Source organism: Actinomyces oris, from assembly GCF_001929375.1.
Lineage (GTDB): Bacteria > Actinomycetota > Actinomycetes > Actinomycetales > Actinomycetaceae > Actinomyces > Actinomyces oris_B.
This window is the reverse complement of sequence record NZ_MSGO01000027.1, coordinates 1-17,835: the sequence shown is the minus strand read 5'-3', so window position 1 is coordinate 17,835 and position 17,835 is coordinate 1. Positions and strand designations below refer to the sequence as shown.

At 69.3% G+C, this 17,835-nt stretch carries 14 protein-coding genes and 1 pseudogene; 6 read left to right on the top strand and 9 right to left on the bottom strand.

The features are described 5' to 3' along the window. Window positions 1-31: 31 nt before the first annotated feature. From BKH32_RS06000 to BKH32_RS05985, 4 genes are all read right to left on the bottom strand, one after another. On the bottom strand, window positions 32-1,132 hold the full coding sequence (locus tag BKH32_RS06000; protein WP_178384566.1) for a YwiC-like family protein: 1,101 nt from the start codon (window positions 1,130-1,132) through the stop codon (window positions 32-34). A 157-nt stretch (window positions 1,133-1,289) separates the two neighbouring features. Beyond that, on the bottom strand, window positions 1,290-1,820 hold the full coding sequence (locus BKH32_RS05995; RefSeq protein ID WP_081376711.1) for a GNAT family N-acetyltransferase: 531 nt from the start codon (window positions 1,818-1,820) through the stop codon (window positions 1,290-1,292). 149 nt (window positions 1,821-1,969) lie between these two features. Then, complete coding sequence (pgm, locus tag BKH32_RS05990; protein ID WP_075249087.1) at window positions 1,970-3,652, bottom strand: phosphoglucomutase (alpha-D-glucose-1,6-bisphosphate-dependent); 1,683 nt, start codon at window positions 3,650-3,652, stop codon at window positions 1,970-1,972. Between the two features lie 220 nt (window positions 3,653-3,872). Then, the gene (locus tag BKH32_RS05985) at window positions 3,873-4,928 is read right to left on the bottom strand and encodes a hypothetical protein (RefSeq protein WP_075249086.1); all 1,056 of its coding nucleotides are present in this window, start codon (window positions 4,926-4,928) and stop codon (window positions 3,873-3,875) included. Window positions 4,929-5,127: 199 nt separating this feature from the next. On the opposite strand from BKH32_RS05985, the gene BKH32_RS05980 reads away from it, so the two are divergent. From BKH32_RS05980 to BKH32_RS05965, 4 genes are all read left to right on the top strand, one after another. After that, window positions 5,128-5,526, top strand: a complete 399-nt coding sequence (locus tag BKH32_RS05980; protein WP_003788269.1) for a RidA family protein — start codon at window positions 5,128-5,130, stop codon at window positions 5,524-5,526. 290 nt (window positions 5,527-5,816) lie between these two features. Next, window positions 5,817-6,839, top strand: coding sequence for a DUF5129 domain-containing protein (locus BKH32_RS05975; RefSeq protein WP_075249085.1), 1,023 nt, complete (start codon window positions 5,817-5,819; stop codon window positions 6,837-6,839). A 49-nt stretch (window positions 6,840-6,888) separates the two neighbouring features. After that, window positions 6,889-8,511, top strand: coding sequence for a DUF5129 domain-containing protein (locus tag BKH32_RS05970; protein ID WP_256691132.1), 1,623 nt, complete (start codon window positions 6,889-6,891; stop codon window positions 8,509-8,511). Between the two features lie 147 nt (window positions 8,512-8,658). Next, a complete protein-coding gene (locus BKH32_RS05965; RefSeq protein ID WP_075249084.1) occupies window positions 8,659-9,549 on the top strand; it encodes a DUF5926 family protein in 891 nt (296 codons plus the stop codon). Window positions 9,550-9,640: 91 nt separating this feature from the next. On the opposite strand, the gene BKH32_RS14405 is transcribed toward BKH32_RS05965, so the two are convergent. The 3 genes from BKH32_RS14405 to BKH32_RS14400 are packed head-to-tail and all read right to left on the bottom strand — an operon-like array spanning window position 9,641 to window position 12,183. After that, window positions 9,641-11,434 carry a DUF817 family protein gene (locus BKH32_RS14405; RefSeq protein ID WP_256691131.1) on the bottom strand — a complete coding sequence of 598 codons (1,794 nt, stop codon included), beginning with the start codon at window positions 11,432-11,434 and terminating at the stop codon, window positions 9,641-9,643. Window positions 11,435-11,437: 3 nt separating this feature from the next. Continuing rightward, on the bottom strand, window positions 11,438-12,049 hold the full coding sequence (locus tag BKH32_RS05950) for an NAD(P)H-dependent oxidoreductase (protein ID WP_075249083.1): 612 nt from the start codon (window positions 12,047-12,049) through the stop codon (window positions 11,438-11,440). Then, complete coding sequence (locus tag BKH32_RS14400; protein ID WP_256691130.1) at window positions 12,049-12,183, bottom strand: hypothetical protein; 135 nt, start codon at window positions 12,181-12,183, stop codon at window positions 12,049-12,051. The genes BKH32_RS05950 and BKH32_RS14400 overlap by 1 nt, the downstream gene beginning before the upstream one ends. Window positions 12,184-12,877: 694 nt before the next feature. Between BKH32_RS14400 and BKH32_RS05945 the strand changes: the two genes are divergently transcribed. Further along, window positions 12,878-14,902 (top strand): DUF885 domain-containing protein, encoded by a 2,025-nt coding sequence (locus tag BKH32_RS05945; RefSeq protein WP_075249082.1) that lies wholly within the window; start codon window positions 12,878-12,880, stop codon window positions 14,900-14,902. Between the two features lie 531 nt (window positions 14,903-15,433). Next, a complete protein-coding gene (locus tag BKH32_RS05940) occupies window positions 15,434-16,303 on the top strand; it encodes a glycosyltransferase family 2 protein (protein WP_075249081.1) in 870 nt (289 codons plus the stop codon). Between the two features lie 578 nt (window positions 16,304-16,881). On the opposite strand, the gene BKH32_RS14395 is transcribed toward BKH32_RS05940, so the two are convergent. Further along, entirely contained in the window at window positions 16,882-17,271 is a 390-nt protein-coding gene (locus BKH32_RS14395) for a transposase family protein (RefSeq protein ID WP_256691129.1), read from the bottom strand. 199 nt (window positions 17,272-17,470) lie between these two features. Continuing rightward, window positions 17,471-17,659 (bottom strand): annotated as a pseudogene (locus tag BKH32_RS14390) (transposase family protein); the annotation flags it as partial. Window positions 17,660-17,835: the final 176 nt, after the last annotated feature.

The window sequence follows — 17,835 nt, the reverse complement described above, 5'->3', positions numbered from 1 at the left end:
ATGGTCCGAGCCGAGTGGGCGGCCGTCACCTTCACACCGAGATGGTCACCAGGAAGGCCGCGCACATGACGACCTCGACGACGCCCATCGTCCCCGGGCGCAGCGGGCGGTGGCGCGTGCGCACCAGCTGCCACTGCCACAGCGGCATGACCAGCGACCGCACGGTCAGCACCACCCACAGGACGGCGTGCCCCCACGGCAGCATCCCCGACGACGCCAGCCACCACGTCACCACCGCCACCAGCGCGTGCGCCGCCACCGTGCCGGCCAGCAGCGTGTAGTTGAAGCGCTCGCGGATCATCGACTTGATGTAGGGGACCGTCCCGCAGAAGTAGGCGGCCGTCAGCGCGGTGACCAGCCACATCCAGGACCAGCCCGTCAGGGCACCGCTGGGGGAGGCCCCCGGCAGGGGGGAGCTCGGTGTCCCCAGACCCAGGAAGCCGCCGTCGCCGCGCACCGCCAGGCTGTAGGTGACGGCCGCCATGAGGGAGGCGGCCATCGTCGTCGACAGCCCCGAGAGCAGTGAGCGCTCGTGACCGCGCCACACCTGGTGCAGCGCGATGACGAACAGCGGCAGCAATGGCACCGCCCACTGGATGAGGTAGGGGGCCACGAGCAGGGTGATGAGCGCCATTGAGGCCGTCCAGCCGGTGTAGACCAGGAGCGGCAGCATGATGAGGGCGCGCTTGCGGGCCGAGCGGGTGCGCAGCCACTGCGACCAGGACCAGTAGGTGAGGTAGCTGCCCCACCATGCCGGCAGGAACAGGAGGTTCACCCAGCTGAAGCCGCCCACGACCCAGCCGACGATCGGTGGCAGCACCAGCATCGACCAGGCCCCGTGCTGGTTGGGCACCCAGGCCTTGCGGCCGGGCTGGCGGCGGATCTGCTCCTGAGTGGGCGGCTTGGGCCGCTCGGCCTGCCGGGGCTTGCCAGTGGCCAGCATGATGTCGTCCTGCGGGCCGGGGCGCGACTGCTGGGAGGGGGCGCGGCGCGGCGCAGTGGTGTCGGAGGGCGCGGGAGACGCGAGGGAGCCCGCCGATCCGGCGGCCTGTGCCGGGCGCGCGGAAGCAGTGTGCGCGGAGGAGTGCTCGACGTGGTGCTTGGACGGCCTCGACGGGCGGGACTGGCTCACGCCCTCACCCTAATCGCTCGCCCCTGCGCGCGGCCGCGCAGAATGTCTCCGTGGGCAGGGCGGCGGGAGGCAGACAGACGCCGAGCCGGGCAATTCTCGCGTAGCCCCACGGAAATTCTGTTGGGCTACGCGAAAAATGCCCGGCTCGGTGGGGCAGTCAGGCCAGGGTGAGCCGCATCTGGTGCCAGGGCAGACCGCCGTGGTGGGAGGCGGACATGCCCTCGTCGACGAAACCCAGGCGCGCGTAGAAGGGCACGAGGTCGTCGAGGCAGGTGAGTACCAGGCCCTGACGGCCGTGGACGCGCGTTGTCTCAATGACGGTGCGCAGCAGTCGGGTGGCCAGCCCCTGTCCCTGGGCCGCGGGTGCCGTGGCGACACCGAGGATCATCTGCCAGGCCCCGTCGGGGTCGTGCATCGCGGGGGTCTCGTACATCTTGTCGTTCAGATCGCGCTCGTGGGTGCACGGTCCGTTGACCAGCGTCAGCAGCATGCCGCCCTCGTCCTCGATGAGCCAGAAGTGGTCGGTGTAGGTGGCCATCCGCTCGGCGATCGTGGCCGGACCGGCCGCATACTCCGGTGGGAAGCAGATGGCTTCCAGGGCGGCGGCCATGGCCGCGTCCTGCGCCTGCTCCGCCCGGGCCGTCCGAGCCGTGCGAATGTGGAGGACCGGGGAGTCAGTGGTGCCCATACCCATATTTTCGCCAGTCGGTAGGCGGGTGTCGAGCCTTCGCCACCGTCTCCGCGCGTCCCGCAGACGCCGAGCCGGGCAATTCTCGCGGCCCCCGACAGAAATTCTGTGGGGCTACGCGAGAAATGCCCGGCTCGGCGGGGTGGCCGTCAGCCGCCCAGAGCGGCGGCGACCACCTTCTTGGCCTCCTCCTGGACCAGTGCCAAGTGGTCGGCGCCCTGGAAGGACTCGGCGTAGATCTTGTAGACGTCCTCCGTGCCCGAGGGACGCGCAGCGAACCAGGCGTCCTGGGTGGTGACCTTGAGTCCGCCGATGGCGGCGCCGTTGCCGGGTGCCTTGACCAGCCGGGCGGTGATCGCCTGGCCGGCCAGCTCGGTGGCGGTCACGTCCTCGGGGGTCAGGGCGGCCAGCTTGGCCTTCTCCTCCTTGGAGGCGGCGGCGTCGATACGGGCGTAGGCGCTGGCGCCGAAGCGCTCCACCTGCTCCTCGTGCAGCTGAGAGGGGGACTTGCCGGTGACGGCGATGATCTCGCTGGCCAGCAGGGCCAGGATGATGCCGTCCTTGTCCGTGGTCCACACGGTGCCGTCCTTGCGCAGGAAGGACGCCCCCGCGCTCTCCTCGCCGCCGAAGCCGATCGAGCCGTCGAGCAGCCCGGGCACGAAGTGCTTGAAGCCCACCGGCACCTCGATGAGGGTGCGCCCGATCGCAGCGGCCACCCGGTCGATGAGGCTGGAGGAGACCAGCGTCTTGCCGACGGCGGCCTCGGAGGGCCAGCCGGGCCGGTGGGTGAAGAGGTACTCGATGGCCACGGCCAGGAAGTGGTTGGGGTTCATCAGCCCGCCGTCCGGGGTGACGATGCCGTGGCGGTCGGAGTCGGCGTCGTTCCCGGTGGCGACGTCATAGGGGGTCCTGCCCTCGGCGTCGGGCGTCATCTTCTCTCGCAGCGAGGCCATGGCGTTGGGGGAGGAGCAGTCCATGCGGATCTTGCCGTCCCAGTCCAGGGTCATGAAGTGCCAGGCCGGGTCCACCTCGGGGTTGACCACCGTGAGCTCCAGGCCGTAGCGCTCACCGATCGCGCCCCAGTAGTCCACCGAGGCGCCGCCCAGCGGGTCGGCCCCGATGCGCACGCCGGCCTTGCGGATCGCCTCGAGGTCGATGACGCTCTCCAGGTCGGCAACGTAGGTCTCCAGGTAGTCGTGCTTGATGATGTGGGGGCCGTCGAGCGCCTCGGCGACCGGGACCCGCGGGACGTCCTGCCACCCGGAGGCGAGCAACTCGTTGGCGCGGTTGGCGATCCACGTGGTGGCCTCCGAGCCGGCCGGGCCGCCGGTGGGCGGGTTGTACTTGAAGCCGCCGTCGCGCGGCGGGTTGTGGGAGGGGGTCACCACGATGCCGTCGGCCAGGCCGGGCCCGCTCGTGCGCACCCCCGCCTCGGTCCCGGCGCCGTTGGCCAGGAGGATGGAGTGCGAGACGGCCGGGGTGGGCGTGTAGGCGCCACGGGCGTCGACGGCGGTGGTCACCCCGGCACCGGCGAGCACCTCGACGGCGGTGCGCCAGGCGGGCTCGGACAGGGCGTGCGTGTCTCGGCCCAGGTAGAGGGTGCCGTCGGTGCCCTGGGAGCGGCGGTACTCCACGATGGCGGCGGTCGTGGCCACGATGTGGGCCTCGTTGAAAGCGGTGTCCAGAGAGGAGCCGCGGTGCCCGGAGGTACCGAAGACGACCTTCTGAGCCGGGATAGCGGGGTCGGGGACGAGGTCGTAGTAGGCGGAGACGACCTCGTCGACGTCGATGAGGTCTTCGGGCTGTGCTGGCTGTCCTGCGCGTGCGTGCATGGGCACAGTGTGTCACGTGCCACTGATTGAATCAGCCCGTTTCGCTGTGCGAAACACTGGCCGCTCCGAGGCCGGACATGGTGATCGGCGAGGACGGGGCGCTCGACGACGACGGTGTTGTGGGAGGACTCGCCGCGAAGGCCTGTACGGAAGTGCCGTAGGTCCCGGGTGGCGGGATGAGACCTGCGGTGGCGGGTGCTGCGGGGCGCTTCTCCCGGCGTCAGGGGAAGATCAGGAGCAGTTCGAGCGCATTCGCGAGCATGTCTGTGAAAGACTCGAGGTCGGCGTTCTCGCGGTCCGTCAGCCACAGCTCGGCCCGCCTCGCCCGGTTGCCCATGATGAGCAGCGAGCCACGCACTGGGTGGGGCACGTCGTGGAAGAGCGCGTAGGTGTCCGTGCCGGTGTCCACCGCGACGCGATCCTGACCCAGCAGGTGCAGACGCTTCACCGGGCGGGTCGGGTCGGCGGTCAGGGCCTGCCACGCCTCGGCCGGTAGCCCCTGCGGCAGGAGGCAGGCCATGTCGGCGGCGTACTCACTGGGGGCCTGGCCCACTGACGCGATGAAGATATCGAGGTGACAGTCCCTCCCTTGCGCGGCCAACCGATGACCCTGATCGGTGTCCACGCACAGGCGGGTCCACCCCATGGCCCCCCGGGCCTGCTCCTGCTCCGAGACGCCGATCCAGTGCAGCGAGCCGGTGGCCAAGCCCGCGTCATGTATTCTGCGGGCACTGCGCTTGAAGAACCGTGACGAGGCTTTTCGTATGATGTTGGGAACGCGACGGCCGTGCACGTGGATGAGCTCGGTGACGTTGAGCTCGGGCAGGCCGTTGGCGCCGGTGGCCTCGGGGGCGAATCCGTTGTTCTTGAGCTGTTTGCGCTCGCGGCCTCCCATACGAAAGCCGGTGCGCATGAGCCCTGCGCCCATCAAGTAGCTCCCGGCGGTGCGTGTGTGAGGGTCGGCGGCGAAGGCGGTGACAAGGGCCCGGGTGAAGGGGGTGCCTGTGATCCGTGGTCCGGCGTCGGTGTCGGCCGGGGCTCCGTCATCCTGCGCCAGCCGCGACAGGCCGGACAGGCCCGGAAGCCGGTCGACGCCGAGGCGCTGGGAGGTCTGAGCTGCCGTGCGGGCGGCCGTGTGGGCAGCCGCCCGGCCCGTGTCGACTGCGGCCCGGGACACCGTGTCGGCGGCCTTGGCGGCACCGGAGACGGCCTGACCGGCGAGGCCGCGGGCCTGGGAGGTCAGGTCATCGCGCGAGGGGATGCTGGGCAGTTTCATGGCGGTCCTTCATACGTAGGAGCAGCAGGGAGGCGTCGGCTTGAGAAAGGCCGGCTGCCTCCGAGGTTAAGAAGCAGGTGGTGCGCAGGACCATGGGTAGTCTGGCCCGGGCGTCGGCGCTACTGCGCTGCCACCCGGGCCGCCGCTCCGCTCACCGGGGACGCGGCCGAACCCCAGCGTCCAGCAGGAACGAGGAACCATGACCGTCAGCCGTATCGCCACGACCAACGCCCCCGCCGCCGTCGGCCCCTACTCTCAGGGCGTCTCCACCGGTCAGGGGGCCGGCTCGCTCGTCTTCGTCTCCGGGCAGGTGCCGCTCGACCCGGCCACCGGCGCGCTCGTCGAGGGCGACATCCAGGCACAGGCCGAGCAGGTCCTCAAGAACGTGGGCGCCATTCTGGCCGAGGCCGGGCTCGGGTATGACGACGTCGTCAAGACCACGGTCCTGCTCGCCGACATCGCCGACTTCGCCGCCGTCAACGAGGTCTACGCCCGCTACTTCACCGGCGAGACCCTCCCGGCCCGGGCCGCCTTCGGGGTGGCCGCCCTGCCGCTGGGGGCTGGCGTCGAGATCGAGGCCATCGCCGCCCGGTCCTGAGCCGGTCCCGGCCTACTCCACGAGGGTCGGGTGCTACTGGAGGAGGGTTGGGGGCACTCCACGAAGGCCCCGCCTACGTGCAGTACGCACAACCCCTGGCCAGTACGCCCCGACCCTCGTGCAGTACGGGCCAGGCCCACCCGGATGACTGCGGGAGGCCAGGCTGACTGATCCGTGTTGCTCTCCCCATGGCAGGCGGCGTGACCGCGGGTAAGGATGAGGCGTGGCTGGTGGCCGCTGAGCCAGCAACCGACCAGGACTCCGCTTCGAGGCTTCATGAGAGGAAGAAGATGTCGCCCATGCGCCTTCCTCTCGTCGTCCGCCTCGGCGGGATCCGCTCGCTGCTGTCCTTCTGCGCCATCATGACGGCGGGCCTGGCGGTCGCGCTCCTCTCACCAGTGGCTGCGGCGGCCTGGGCGCCTGGCCTTCTCCCCGTCTCGAAGCTCCTGGCCAATGTCGGTACCGGCGGGATCATCTACTACCTGTGGCGCGGTCTGTCCGCGCGCCGGATGGACCGGGAGGCCCGGCGCGCCTACTCCCGGGTCACCGACGACTACGAGGCCACCGAGCTCCAGGCACGCCTCATCCCTGAAGGCGAGACCCGCGGCGCCCGGGTCATGGCCCACTACCGCTGGTTCTGCGACGAGTACGAGAACTTGACCCGGATGTGGCAGGACCTCGGCAGCCCCCGGGGCGCCCAGTGGTTCGAGCCGGGAGTGTTCCAGCGGGTCTGTGAGATCAAGCGGCGCTCGGCCGCACTGGACTCGACCGACGACATCATCGCCAGCAACGCCGCGTTCCTGAGCCTGTCCTCCGACTGGGAGAGACTCTGGCGCGAGGAGCAGCAACCGGTTCTTCATGAGCTCAACCTGCTCCTGGGCCTGTGCCAGTGGATCGACTCCTGCGCGTTCACCCCCTGCGGCACGGTGGAGGCGCGCGAGCTGGTCCGGGCCCACCACCAGCGCCTCAGTGAGATGACCGCCGAGCTGTCGGCAGGCCTGCTGCAACCCTCCGCGGCCCTTGATGAGCTCGCCTGGATAGCGGCAGATGTTCGCCGGGCGGGGAGCGGCCTGTCGCTCTGCGCGGCCGGTGCCGGTCGGCCCCTCGGGGGCTCCGCTGCCGGGTTGCCGCCTCGGTCGGCCGCCCACGCTTCGCCGGGCGTCGTCGGACCCGGAAGGAACGCCGGCTACTGGAACCCGGTCAGCTCTGGCGTCGTGGGGAGCGCTGTCGCGCCTGTGGGCGACGTCTGCTCGCGGCGGTCCCTGAATGCCGGTGTGGGATATCTTGGGGACGGGACCTTCCCGGGATACTGACGTCGGCTCGCCACGAAGGCCGGGCTCACGCGAGGAAGAGGAAGTGCCGGTGAAGCACGTGAAACAGTCCCGCGTCGTCGGGCTTGGCGGAATCTTGTCAGTGACGGCCTTCATCGCCAACATCGTGGTGAGCCTGGCTCTCATCGCCGTCCTGCCGATCATGGTGATCTGGCCCTTCGGGGAGAGTCATCGCCCCACCGTGGAGGTCCATGACGAGGCCGGAGTGTTTCAGGCCGAGTCGCTGGCCAGGGAGATCCAGGAGATGCGATTCCGGGACAACGTCCACGTCGCCGTGCTCACGGTTCCGGGCTGGGACGTCAACAACCTCAATGACTCGGTGTTGGAGTATGCCCGTTCGCATGCCAGCGACACTGACGTCCCGTGGATCTCGACGTCGAACCCCAACTACTGGAGCGACGGCCTGGTGATCCTGGCGGTCGCCCCGGAGGCGCGCAAGGTGGGCTGCTACTTCGGTGAGGACGTTGCGGTCCCCCTGGAGCAGCAGGCGGCCATCCAGGACGCCGCCAAGAACCAGTACCGGCAGGCCGACTGGTACGGGGGCACCGTCTCCATGGCGGCCAAGACCGCCGATGTCATCGGCCGGGCCGGTGGCGGTGGCATCATCATGACCTACATCCTGCCCGGAATCTCAGCCCTCGCAGGCATCACCTGGCTCGTGTACTACCTGTGGCGCGGCTTCACGGCGCGAAGTCGGGCGCACGAGGCGCTGCGTCACTACTCGCAGGTCACCCACGACTACGAGACCACCGAGCTCCTGGCCGGCACGATCCCCGAGGATGAGCCGCACGGTGCCCAGGTCATGGCCCGCTACCGGTGGTTCCTCGACGAGTACGAGGAGGTCACCCGCTCATGGATGGAGTTCGGCAACCCCCATGGCGCCCAGTGGTTCGGCAGGTCGCCGTTCAAACGGGCCACTGAGCTGGAGAAGCGCTCCGAAGGCCTGGACTCCCTCGACGACGTCATCGCCAACACCGCGACCTTCCTGAGCCGGTCGCACGGCTGGGACCGCGTCTGGAGCAACGAGCAGGGGCCGGTCCTGGAGGACCTGCAGTCGCTGCGGCGGCTGTGCCACCAGATCGACAGCTCCGTCGTCGCCAACAGAGGCGCGATCCCGGAGCGCTCCAAGGAGGAGCGGGACTGGGTTCACTCCTGCAAGCAGCGCCTGGACATCATGACCTCCGATCTGGAGAACGGTTCGCTCCAGCCCTCGGCCGCTCTTGACGAGCTCGACGAGATCGCCGACGAGACGAAGACGAGGGCCGCCCGGCTCGCGCGCGAGGCCATTGACGCCGACACCTCCAGGTACGGTGACGAGCGTCGTCGGCGCTACGACTCGCGCTCGTCCAAGGACGCCTTCTACGCCGGCTACTGGTACCTGGGCGGGGGACACGGCAGCTACAACCCGCACTCGACGATCCGCCTCAACCCCTCCTCACCGGCCATCTCCGCCTTCGGCTCGTTCGATTCGGGCTCCGGCGCCGGCGGGTCCTACAGCTCCTTCACCCCGATCTCCGATCTGGTCGTGGGCTACAGCACGGCCTCCTCCTACACGCCGTCGAGCAGCTCCGGGTCCAGCTTCTCGGGAAGCAGCTTCTCCGGCGGCTACAGCGGCGGCGGCTTCTCCGGGGCCGGCTCCTCCTCGAGCTTCTGAGCCGGGGCGGCCGGGCTGGTCCGCCGGATGCTGTCGGGCCTCGATGGTGGTGCGAGCAGGTGCGAGCCTCCGTGAGGCGCGTCATGGGGCGGCGACGGGCCGTCGTCGGCCTGGGTGGGGCGCCACGGGGCCGGTAGGCTGACGGGCATGTCGAAGAAGAAGCGCCACGGGCGCCGTCCGGCCGCCGCGTCGGCCAAGCCCCGCAAGCAGAGCATCGAGTTCGTCGCCCGCCCCTTCGCCGGTCTGCCGGCCGAGGAGGACCTCGTGGCGATGGCCCAGATCATCCCGGCCGCCACGGCCACCGTGCGCTTGACCGAGGAGTACGGCGGGGTGCAGGTCCAGCTCGTCACGCTCCTTCCCGAGTTCGTTCAGGGGCTCAAGCGCTCTGACGGCGAGGTCCTCGTGGCCATGCAGACCTCCATGCACTCCGGGGACGCCTCCCGCGACGTCGCCGCAGCCGTCCTGGCCACTCTCGAGCTGCCCGAGGGTCAGGCCCTGCGCGCCGATGGCCTGCCCGAGCCCGGCCCGCGCCTCCAGGACATCCTCGACACCAGTGAGCCGCCGGTGGTCTCCGTGCGCGAGACCTTCGACTTCTGGATCGACCCCCAGGCCGGGGCCGGTGATGCGCAGGCCCGCCAGGTCATTGAGGAGGCCATCGAGCGCGCCAAGGAGGAGATCGCCCCGACCCGGCCCGTGCCCGGCGTCGAGCACGCCTACTGGTGCCGACTGGGCACCAAGGAGTTCGTACGCTGGGCGCGCGGGGAGGACGAGGACGAGTTCTTCAACGCCTTCGCCCGCATCCACGCCGCGCGCGAGTCCGACCTGGAGGAGGGGGCGCGCTTCGTCGGCGCCTTCCGGGCCAACGGCCTGGCCATCCCGGTGTGGGAGCTCGTCCCCGGCACGGAGGCCGAGGAGCTCACCAAGCCGCTTCAGGCCATGGGCAAGCGCCTGGAGGCCGCACTGGCCGACTCCAGCCCCCTGAGCCCGGAGGTCCGCCGCGCCAAGGCCGGCATCATCTCCCGCCAGGTCAACCTCTGACCCTTTCCCTTTCTCGTCGAGCCGGGCATTTTTCGCGGTGCCCAACAGAAATTCCGTAGGGCTACGCGAAGAATGCCCGGCTCGGTGGTGCTCAGGTCTCGGCGATGCGCAGGCGCCGGCGCGTCACGCGCGGCAGGCCGCGCCCGTAGAGGGTGCCCTCCTTCGCCTTGACGGCGGCCACGAGCACGAAGCTCAGTGAGATGAGCAGCGCCCAGCTGCCGAACTTGCCGGCATGCACCAGGTGCCAGCCGTCGGCCTGGTCGGGGTAGCGCCAGGCGCTCAACGCCGTGGCCAGGTTCTCCGCCAGCCAGAGGAATCCCCCGATGAGGATGAAGGCCACCGTCGTCGGCATCCAGTAGCGGTCCCCGCCGACGCTGAAGTGGACGGCGCTTCCCCACAGGGCGATGAGGAAACCGGCCGCGATCACCCAGCGCAGGTCGACGATGACGTGATGGGTGAAGAAGTTGAGGTAGGCGGCCACGGCCAACAGACTCACCGGCCACCACCGAAAGCCGCCCACGTGCAGGTCGAGACGCCGGAAGGCCTGGCAGATGTAGGAGCCGACGGAGGCGTACATGAATCCGGAGAAGACCGGCACCCCGCCGATGCGCACCACCCCCGCGTCCGGATAGGCCCAGGAGCCGGTGCGGACCTTGAACACCTCCAGCGCCAGCCCAATGAGGTGGAAGGCGCAGATGACGCCGAGCTCGCGCCAGGTCTCCTGCTTCAGGGCCACGAAAGCGATCTGCACCATGACGACGTAGACCAGCAGGGCGTCGTAGCGGGCGATCGGTGGATTCGTGTACTTCCAGATCAGGGCACTGGCCGCGAGCCCGACGAAGATGGCGATGGCGAAGGCGCAGCAGGCCAGCTCCAGGAGGGTGAACTGGACCAGGCGGCGGGGGAGCAGACGCCACCGACTCAGAGGGAGGCGCGCGGTATCGGGCACGACCGAAGTATGCCGTGCCGTGACGTCGCCCTGGTGGATGAGAGCCTGCTGAGCCCTGCGGTCCGCCGCGCCAAGGCCGGCATCATCTCCCGCCAGGTCAACCTCTGACCCTTTCCCTTTCTCGTCGAGCCGGGCATTCTTCGCGGTGCCCAACAGAAATTCCGTAGGGCTACGCGAAAAATGCCCGGCTCGGTGGTGGCGCGTGACTCCTGAGAGGGCGGTCCTGGTCGGGGTGGGCGACTCCTCCTGCCAGCGCCCGCAGAGCTCCCTGGCCCAGGCGGGCTGGGTCTTGGCGGCGTCGTTGACCCAGTTCGCCACGGAGTCCTGCACATAGCGGGAGGAGTCGGCGCGCAGTGGCTCGAGTAGCGCACGCCCCCGCTCGGGCTCCTTCTTGAGCGCGGGGATGTGCCGAGCCCACACACCGCGTGGACGCAGCGCCTCGCTGGCGAAGCGCCGAATGCGCTCCGAGGGCTCCGAGGTCCATGGCTGCAGCGCGCCGATCGCCTCGTCGAGCCGGGGCGCCAGGTGCGGACGCACTGCCATCCATGACCACTCGCGCCCTCCGAAGTGCGGGTCGTCCGCGGCCGGTCGCGCCAGGGCCAACAGCGTGTCGACGTCGGCGTCCTTCTTCTGAGCGACCAGGGCGAAGACCGCCCAGCCCCGGACGGTATCGGCCGAGTGGTCGGCGAGATCCAGACAGGCGGAGCGACCCAGGTGCGTATACAGCGCTTCGCCCATGGTCTGCATCCGGGCCAGGATGCCGAGCGAGTCGGCGTGCTTGGCCGCCTCAACCAGCGCCTCGGGCGCCTCCGGCACTACCTGCGTCAGAAGCGTGGAGTGGCTGATGGCCAGGACCTCTGCCAGTGTTCGGGACTCGTCTCGTCCCGAGTCCAGGTCGGCTTGGCGCTCTGCGGCAATACTCGCGGTGGGGCTCATGCATCACTTCACCACGAGCCGGGCGACGTTCTTGAGATGCTTCTTGTGCTGGCGGCGGCTGACCTTGCCCACCTTGCCGAAGTTGACCCAGCTCCGTCCGCGCATGCCCAGCTGCTTGATGGCGGCGCCCAGGAACACCGAGCCGACGTAGTTGCCGCAGAACCGGCGCAGGAACCAGGTCGGGGCGGTCGAGGTGGTGAGCACCAGCACCTGCTGGATGTGGGTGAGGTGGCCCTTCACCCCGGAGGCCGTCGCGTGGTAGGCCCAGTTCTGCTTCATGACCTTGTCGACGAAGCCCTTGACGATGGCGGGCACCTCGCTCCACCAGATCGGGCAGATGACAATGATGCGTGAGGCCCTCTCGATGAGCTTCTGGTAGTGGCTCACCAGCGGGTCCAGCGTGCCGCCCTCGCTGAACAGGGCCAGCTCCTCAGCGGGCATGCGCGGGTCGAAGCCGTCGGCGTAGAGGTCGACGACGTCGTAGGGCCGGCCGGCCTTGTCCAGGGCGGAGGTGGCGGCCTCGAGCACGGCGTGGTTGAAAGAGCCGTCGTAGGGGTGGGCGTAGACGATGAGAGTGCGGTCGCCCGTCTTCTTGAGGGTCTTCTTGGCTGTCATCAGCTGTCTCCAATCGTGACGATGGCGCGCAGGGCTGCGCGGATGAAGGTGACGTCGGCGGTGGTGGCGCTGTCGGTGGGCATCCGCGAGAGCCGGTGCCACGGGCTCAGCGGACGGCGTGCGGTGTCGGGCACGACCAACGTACGCCGTGTCTCCGAGACCTCGCTGGCATGTCGGGGACATTCTGCGCGTGCGGGGCTGCGTTGCGCACACCCGGCTCTCGCTGTCAATGACGAGTGGCCACGATGCGGTCGGGCCGGGCCTGGTGGATGCGACTCGACGACGGGGCGGCGCTCGCCTGTGAGCGCTGCCAATGGCGGCAGCGCAGCGATGCTTGACAATCGCCAAGACGCCTCTGACCTGCGCGGATATCGGTATGGGTGAACCGTGGCCGCAGATCCTTGACACTGCCGGCCCGGCGTCCTTCAATCGTGTCACGTCCATCACAGCACGATAACGGCACGACGAGCGCCCCACGCCGGGGCGCCTCGCCCCGTCCGGGATGAGAGGAGCACTGATGACCCGTACCGCTTGCGGCTGTGCGCCGCGGTCGACGGCCATGCGCGTCAGCCTGCTGCGCCCCTGCTCATCGGCCGGCCGCCATCGATGTCTCTCGACCGCTACCCAGTAGTCACCCGCTGATCGCCGGCCCGCGCCCGCCGCCTTCGAGCAGGGCTGACGGCGCCCACCAATTCATCCGATCCTCTTCGTCGTCAGATCCGCGGTGCCTATGGACCTTTGTTCCGCGTCCTGGCACCCTGGTGAGACGGCAATGTCGCCGCCGGGCCCGCACGCCATGCGGCGAGCGAAGCGAAAGGCCTGCTTGTTATGACCGATCACTCCTCGAAGCACTCTCCAACCGGACCCGCTGCACCTCCGACCGGCTCCCACACGCAGGACGCCCCCGCCGGTACGGCGGACGTCACGCCCGCCCCCGCCACCAGTCCGGTGAGCACCGGGCCGCCCGAGCGGCCACCGGTCCATCCGCAGCACCCGAGCTCAGGAACCTGGCGGGCCGCCCGCACGGCCGGCGCCCCCTTGAGCGTGCGCGAGATCAAGGCAGCCGCCTCCGCAGCGCCCGCCGCTCACACCTCCGCCCAGGCCGCCACCCGCTCCTCGGTCCACTCGCCTTCCGAGACCGCGGCGGCCGGCGTCGTCCTGCGCGACCTTGCCGACGAGTATGCGCTGCTCCTGTGCGCCCACGACCCCGAGGCGGCCGCCCGCACCGGCCTGCCCGGCGGGGCCATCCTGCCCGACTACTCGCCCGCGGGGCTGGTCGAGCGTCTCAGTGCCGAGCGCTCCCTGCGCCACCGCGTGGCCGCCGTCGACCACTCGACCGGCTCCGACGAGCTCCTGCGCCGCCACCTCCTGGAGCGTCTGGAGACCTCCATCCAGTTCATCTCCGCCGGGGAGGAGGGCGGCAACCTTGGTTTCCTCTCCTCGCCGTTCCAGCAGATCGCTCGCCAGCTGCACCGGCCCGCTGCGGCCCCCGACCGCGCCGGCTCCGAGGAGGCGGACCTCGCCGAGGCCGAGGCCAAGTGGGAGGACGCCTGGAACCTGCACCGCACCCGCCTGGAGGCGCTGCCCGCCGCCCTGGAGGGGCTGGCCGCCTCCCTGTCCGCCTCCGCCGAGGCCGGTGCGATCGCCCCGCTCAGTCAGGTCGACGTCGTCGCCGGGCAGGCGCGCGACCTCGCCCGACGCCGCACCCAGGCGCTGCCCGAGGACCTGCCGGCCACCCTGCACGTCCAGCTCCAGGAGGCCGACATCGTCGCCCGCCGCGCCGCGCTGGACTTCGCCTCGCACCTGCGCACGACGCTCTCACCGCGGGCGCCCCAGGCCGAGGGGGTCGGCCCGCAGCGCCACGCCCTGTGGATGCGCCGCATCCTGGGCACCCGGGTGGACCCCGAGGAGACATACGCCTGGGCCACCGAGGAGCTGGGGCGGGTCATCGCCGAGCAGGACGCCATCGCCGTCGACGTCCTGGGACCCGGCGCCAATGCCGGCAGCCTCAACCGGCACCTGCGCGCCGACCTGACCCGTGCCCTGCGCGCGGAAGATTACACGGTCTGGGCGCAGGAGGTGGCTGACGAGGCCTGGGACGTCGTCGTCGGCCGGATCCTCGACCCGCCCGACGGTCTGGGCCGCCCCCGGGTGCGCCTCGGGGAGCCCGGCGACGGCGCGGTCCGCTACGAGGAGCCGCGAGGTACCGGCGGGGAGCGCCGGCCCGGCGTCGTCATGCGCTCCCTGGCCGACGGCGAGCAGCTGGTGTGGCCGTGGATGGAGCGCACCACGGTCCTGCACGAGTCGGTCCCGGGGCACCACGTCCACGTCGGTGCGCACGCCACCAGCACGCGCCTGACCGCCTGGCAGCGCTACCTGGGGTCCGTGCCCGGGTGCGACGAGGGCTGGGGCCTGTACGCCGAGTCCCTCGCCGACGAGCTCGGCCTCATGCCCATGCCCGAGGACCGCTTCGGCCGCCTGGCGGCACGCCGCTGGCGTCTGGCCCGCGTCCTCGTGGACCTGGGAGTCCACTCCCGGCTCCCCGTGCCCGACGACGTCGCCGCCCTCCCGGGGGCCTGCCGCGACTGGAACCGGGCGACCGTCACCGCCGTGCTGCGCCACCACACCGTGATCTCCGAGGGTCGCCTGCGCTTCGAGGTCTCCCGGCACCTGGGGTGGCCGGCCCAGCCGCTGGCCTACGCGGTGGGGGAGCGGGTCTGGCGGGCCGGTCGGCGCCGCGCCCAGGCGCGGGCCCGCACCGAGGGCGGCGAGCTGGACCTGCGCGCCTTCCACAACCGGGGCATCGACCTGGGCAGCGTGGGGCTCGATCTGCTCGCAAGCGCCTTGCACTGACCTGCACGAAAGATGCAGAGGCGGGGAGTGCTGCGGGCTGGGCGGCCTGCGGTGAGGGCCAAAGCGTGCCGGGGCGGCAGGGGAGTCGCCCCGGCACACGGAAGGACGCGAAATGCGCCGGCGGAACCCGGCTCCGTTGACGGGCTCCTTGTCCCCACTGTGCCACGAAAACTGGGTGTGACATGCCGAAACAGGCCACTTCAGCGTCCGAACGAGGGAAGATGATACTTTGCTGCAAGATTTCTCAGTTTCTCCGGGGACCGTGGTCCCATGATGAAGGTTTGACACAAAACCACTGAGGAATGTCTGCGTGGAACGATGGTCGTCCTCCTCGCGGCATGTCGGCGTGTCGCAGTGGCCGGCGCGACGTGCGCGGGGCCCGGCCGGCGTGCGTCCGCTGCGCTCGGAGCCTGAGGATTCCGCGCCGCGCGGTACGAGATAGAAGAACTTGACGGGCCTCACAAAAAAGGCGCGCGATAACGGGGCGCTCAGGTATCGGCTGGAGGCCGAGAGTCTGGATACCCTGGGGGAGTGAGTTCCACCAAGCGGCCCGACCAGCGCGTTGCCGTGGTCATCCCTGCCAAGGATGAGGCTGAGCGCATCGCCACCACCGTTCGGGCCTGCCGCTCCATCCCGCGGGTGGACCTCGTCATCGTCGTCGACGACGGCTCGACCGACGGAACCCAGGATCACGCCCGCGCCGCCGGGGCCGTGACGGTCCGCCACTCCGTCTCACGCGGGAAGGCCTCCGCCATGGAGACCGGGGCCTCCGTCGTCGCCATGCGCGACTACTCCGACGGCCCCGCCCGGCTGCTGCTGTTCGTCGACGCCGACCTGGGGGACTCGGCCGCCTCCTGCGCCGAGCTGGTGCCCCCGGTCGTCGACGGCGTGGCCGACATGTCCATCGCGGTTCCCCCCAAGCAGTCCGGCGCCGGTGGCCGTGGCCGGGTCGTGCGTGCCGCCAGGCGGGCCATCTCGCTGTCCACCGGGTGGCTGCCGGTGGCGCCGCTGTCCGGCCAGCGATGCCTGAGCCGTGAGGCCTATGAGAAGGCGGTGCCCCTGGCCGACGGCTGGGGGGTGGAGGTCGGCCTGACCATCGACGTCCTCGTGGCCGGGCTGGCCGTCATCGAGGTCCCCTGCGACATCACCCACCGCGTCACCGGTAACGACCGGGCCGGAACGATGCACCGCGCCTCCCAGTACAAGGACGTCCTGCGGGCCGTGACCCGGCGCAAGCTGCGTCGCCACCGCGTGGAGCGCGCCTTCTTCGAGAGGGCGGCCGCCGAGCAGGACCACTTCATCGCCTACCGCGCCGTGCCGCAGCCCCCCAAGGCCGACGACGTCGCCCGGCCCGCCGAGAAGCCGCACGACGCCGATGACTCGCCGACCGGAGACCGCTGACGAGCGCGGCGTGCTGTCCTTAGAAGGCATCGCCTGACGTGCAGAATCGTCCCTCGACACGAGGGGTAGGAAGTTCTGTTGGGACTTGTCAACTAATCGTTACTCTGTTGGAAATTCGGGCTTGGTGAAGACAGCGAACCTTTCTTTCATTGCCACCTCCATAAAAACTAGGCGGATTTATTGATGCTGTGACTATCGTGGTAGGATTGTCGTGGATCTGAGTTCATCCGGGTATTAGGGGCTGAGGATCGTGAGCAGCGCAGAGCCAACGAGGTGCTGTTTAGCACTTTGCCTTTCATGATGGCAATGTGTGAACGTGCGTTATGTTGATCCGCTAATACGACGTGAATTCACCGCACGCAGACCCTACCGAGGTCGGGCAGTGGATTTCACCTCTACGTGCACATGGTTAAGATTCTTCTATTCGGCACTTGTTATGTACGTGTACTCCCGCCGAATCGCCGGACAGTCTGCCGGAGGTTAGGGCTGAGTGCCGACTCTGTGTTGGTACCCAGGTACAGATGAACTGCCGGCGCAAGGGCCACCAAGGTCAAAGTCGCACAGGCCTCGAGGTTTATTCATGGGGTGTAGGTGAATATGAGTCCGAGGACGGCTGTGATGGTTTCTGGGAAGGTGTCTAGTGGTTTTCTGTAGCCGGTGTGTAGGACTCTCCAGGTCTTGATGTTGGCGATGACTCGCTCGATCTTGTAGCGGACCTGGTTGACGGTCTTGTTATAGGCCTTGTCGTCGGGGTGAAGAGATAGGTGTGGGGGTTTTCTTTTCGGGGTGATCATTCCCAGTCCGATGTACCCCTTGTCGCCAATATGCTTGGGTGGTGGCGTCCCGTTGGGTAGGTCGGTGGTGGGGACGTCGAGCAGGCCGCGGCGGCGCAGGGCCTGGGCGTCGTGCGTGCGTCCGTCCTGGGGGTCGGAGACCCAGGCCAGGGTCCCTGACAGGGTGCAGGCCACCTGGACGTTCAGCCCCGTGGTCTTGTGCTTGCCTTAAGTCAAGCTCAGGATGATCAGCCCAGGACCAGCACTCCAGGAGGGTGCCGTCGATGATCAGCTGGGCCGTGGGGTCCAGGTCCTCCACTGTCGGCACAGACGTTTGGAGGGCCCGAGCGATCAGAGGAGTGTAGGCACTGATGACTCGGGAGACGGTGGCCTGCCAGACGTTGTAGGCCTCGGCGAGCAGCTCCTGGGGCAGGTTGTGGCGCAGGTAGGTCAGGGTCAGGCGCACGCACAGGAACAGGCCCAGCACCCTCGCCCCGAACACCGGCAGGGGGCCGGAAGCGTGAATGGCCTCGCACAGGTCCAGGACATCATCGCGAGTGATCCTCGTGCTACTATTCGACATGGCGGTTTGCTTCTTGGTTGGATTGGCTTAGACACCAAAGATTCTCTCAAGAGCAAGCCGCCATCCTATTTAGCGACACACTATTAACTGGAGTGCGTGGTGTTTCTCGGACTGGGGGAGTTTTTCTTCCCGTGAGTCGATAGGATGGAGACCATGCCAGCAGCGAAATACTCAGA

Coding starts and splice junctions, on each gene's coding strand:
- BKH32_RS05950 (WP_075249083.1), bottom strand. CDS start 12,049: ATGACAGCCAAGAAGACCCTCAAGAAGACGGGCGACCGCACTCTCATC.
- BKH32_RS14405 (WP_256691131.1), bottom strand. CDS start 11,434: ATGAGCCCCACCGCGAGTATTGCCGCAGAGCGCCAAGCCGACCTGGAC.
- BKH32_RS05965 (WP_075249084.1), top strand. CDS start 8,659: ATGTCGAAGAAGAAGCGCCACGGGCGCCGTCCGGCCGCCGCGTCGGCC.
- pgm (WP_075249087.1), bottom strand. CDS start 3,652: ATGCACGCACGCGCAGGACAGCCAGCACAGCCCGAAGACCTCATCGAC.
- BKH32_RS05985 (WP_075249086.1), bottom strand. CDS start 4,928: ATGAAACTGCCCAGCATCCCCTCGCGCGATGACCTGACCTCCCAGGCC.
- BKH32_RS05980 (WP_003788269.1), top strand. CDS start 5,128: ATGACCGTCAGCCGTATCGCCACGACCAACGCCCCCGCCGCCGTCGGC.
- BKH32_RS05995 (WP_081376711.1), bottom strand. CDS start 1,820: ATGGGCACCACTGACTCCCCGGTCCTCCACATTCGCACGGCTCGGACG.
- BKH32_RS05975 (WP_075249085.1), top strand. CDS start 5,817: ATGTCGCCCATGCGCCTTCCTCTCGTCGTCCGCCTCGGCGGGATCCGC.
- BKH32_RS05945 (WP_075249082.1), top strand. CDS start 12,878: ATGACCGATCACTCCTCGAAGCACTCTCCAACCGGACCCGCTGCACCT.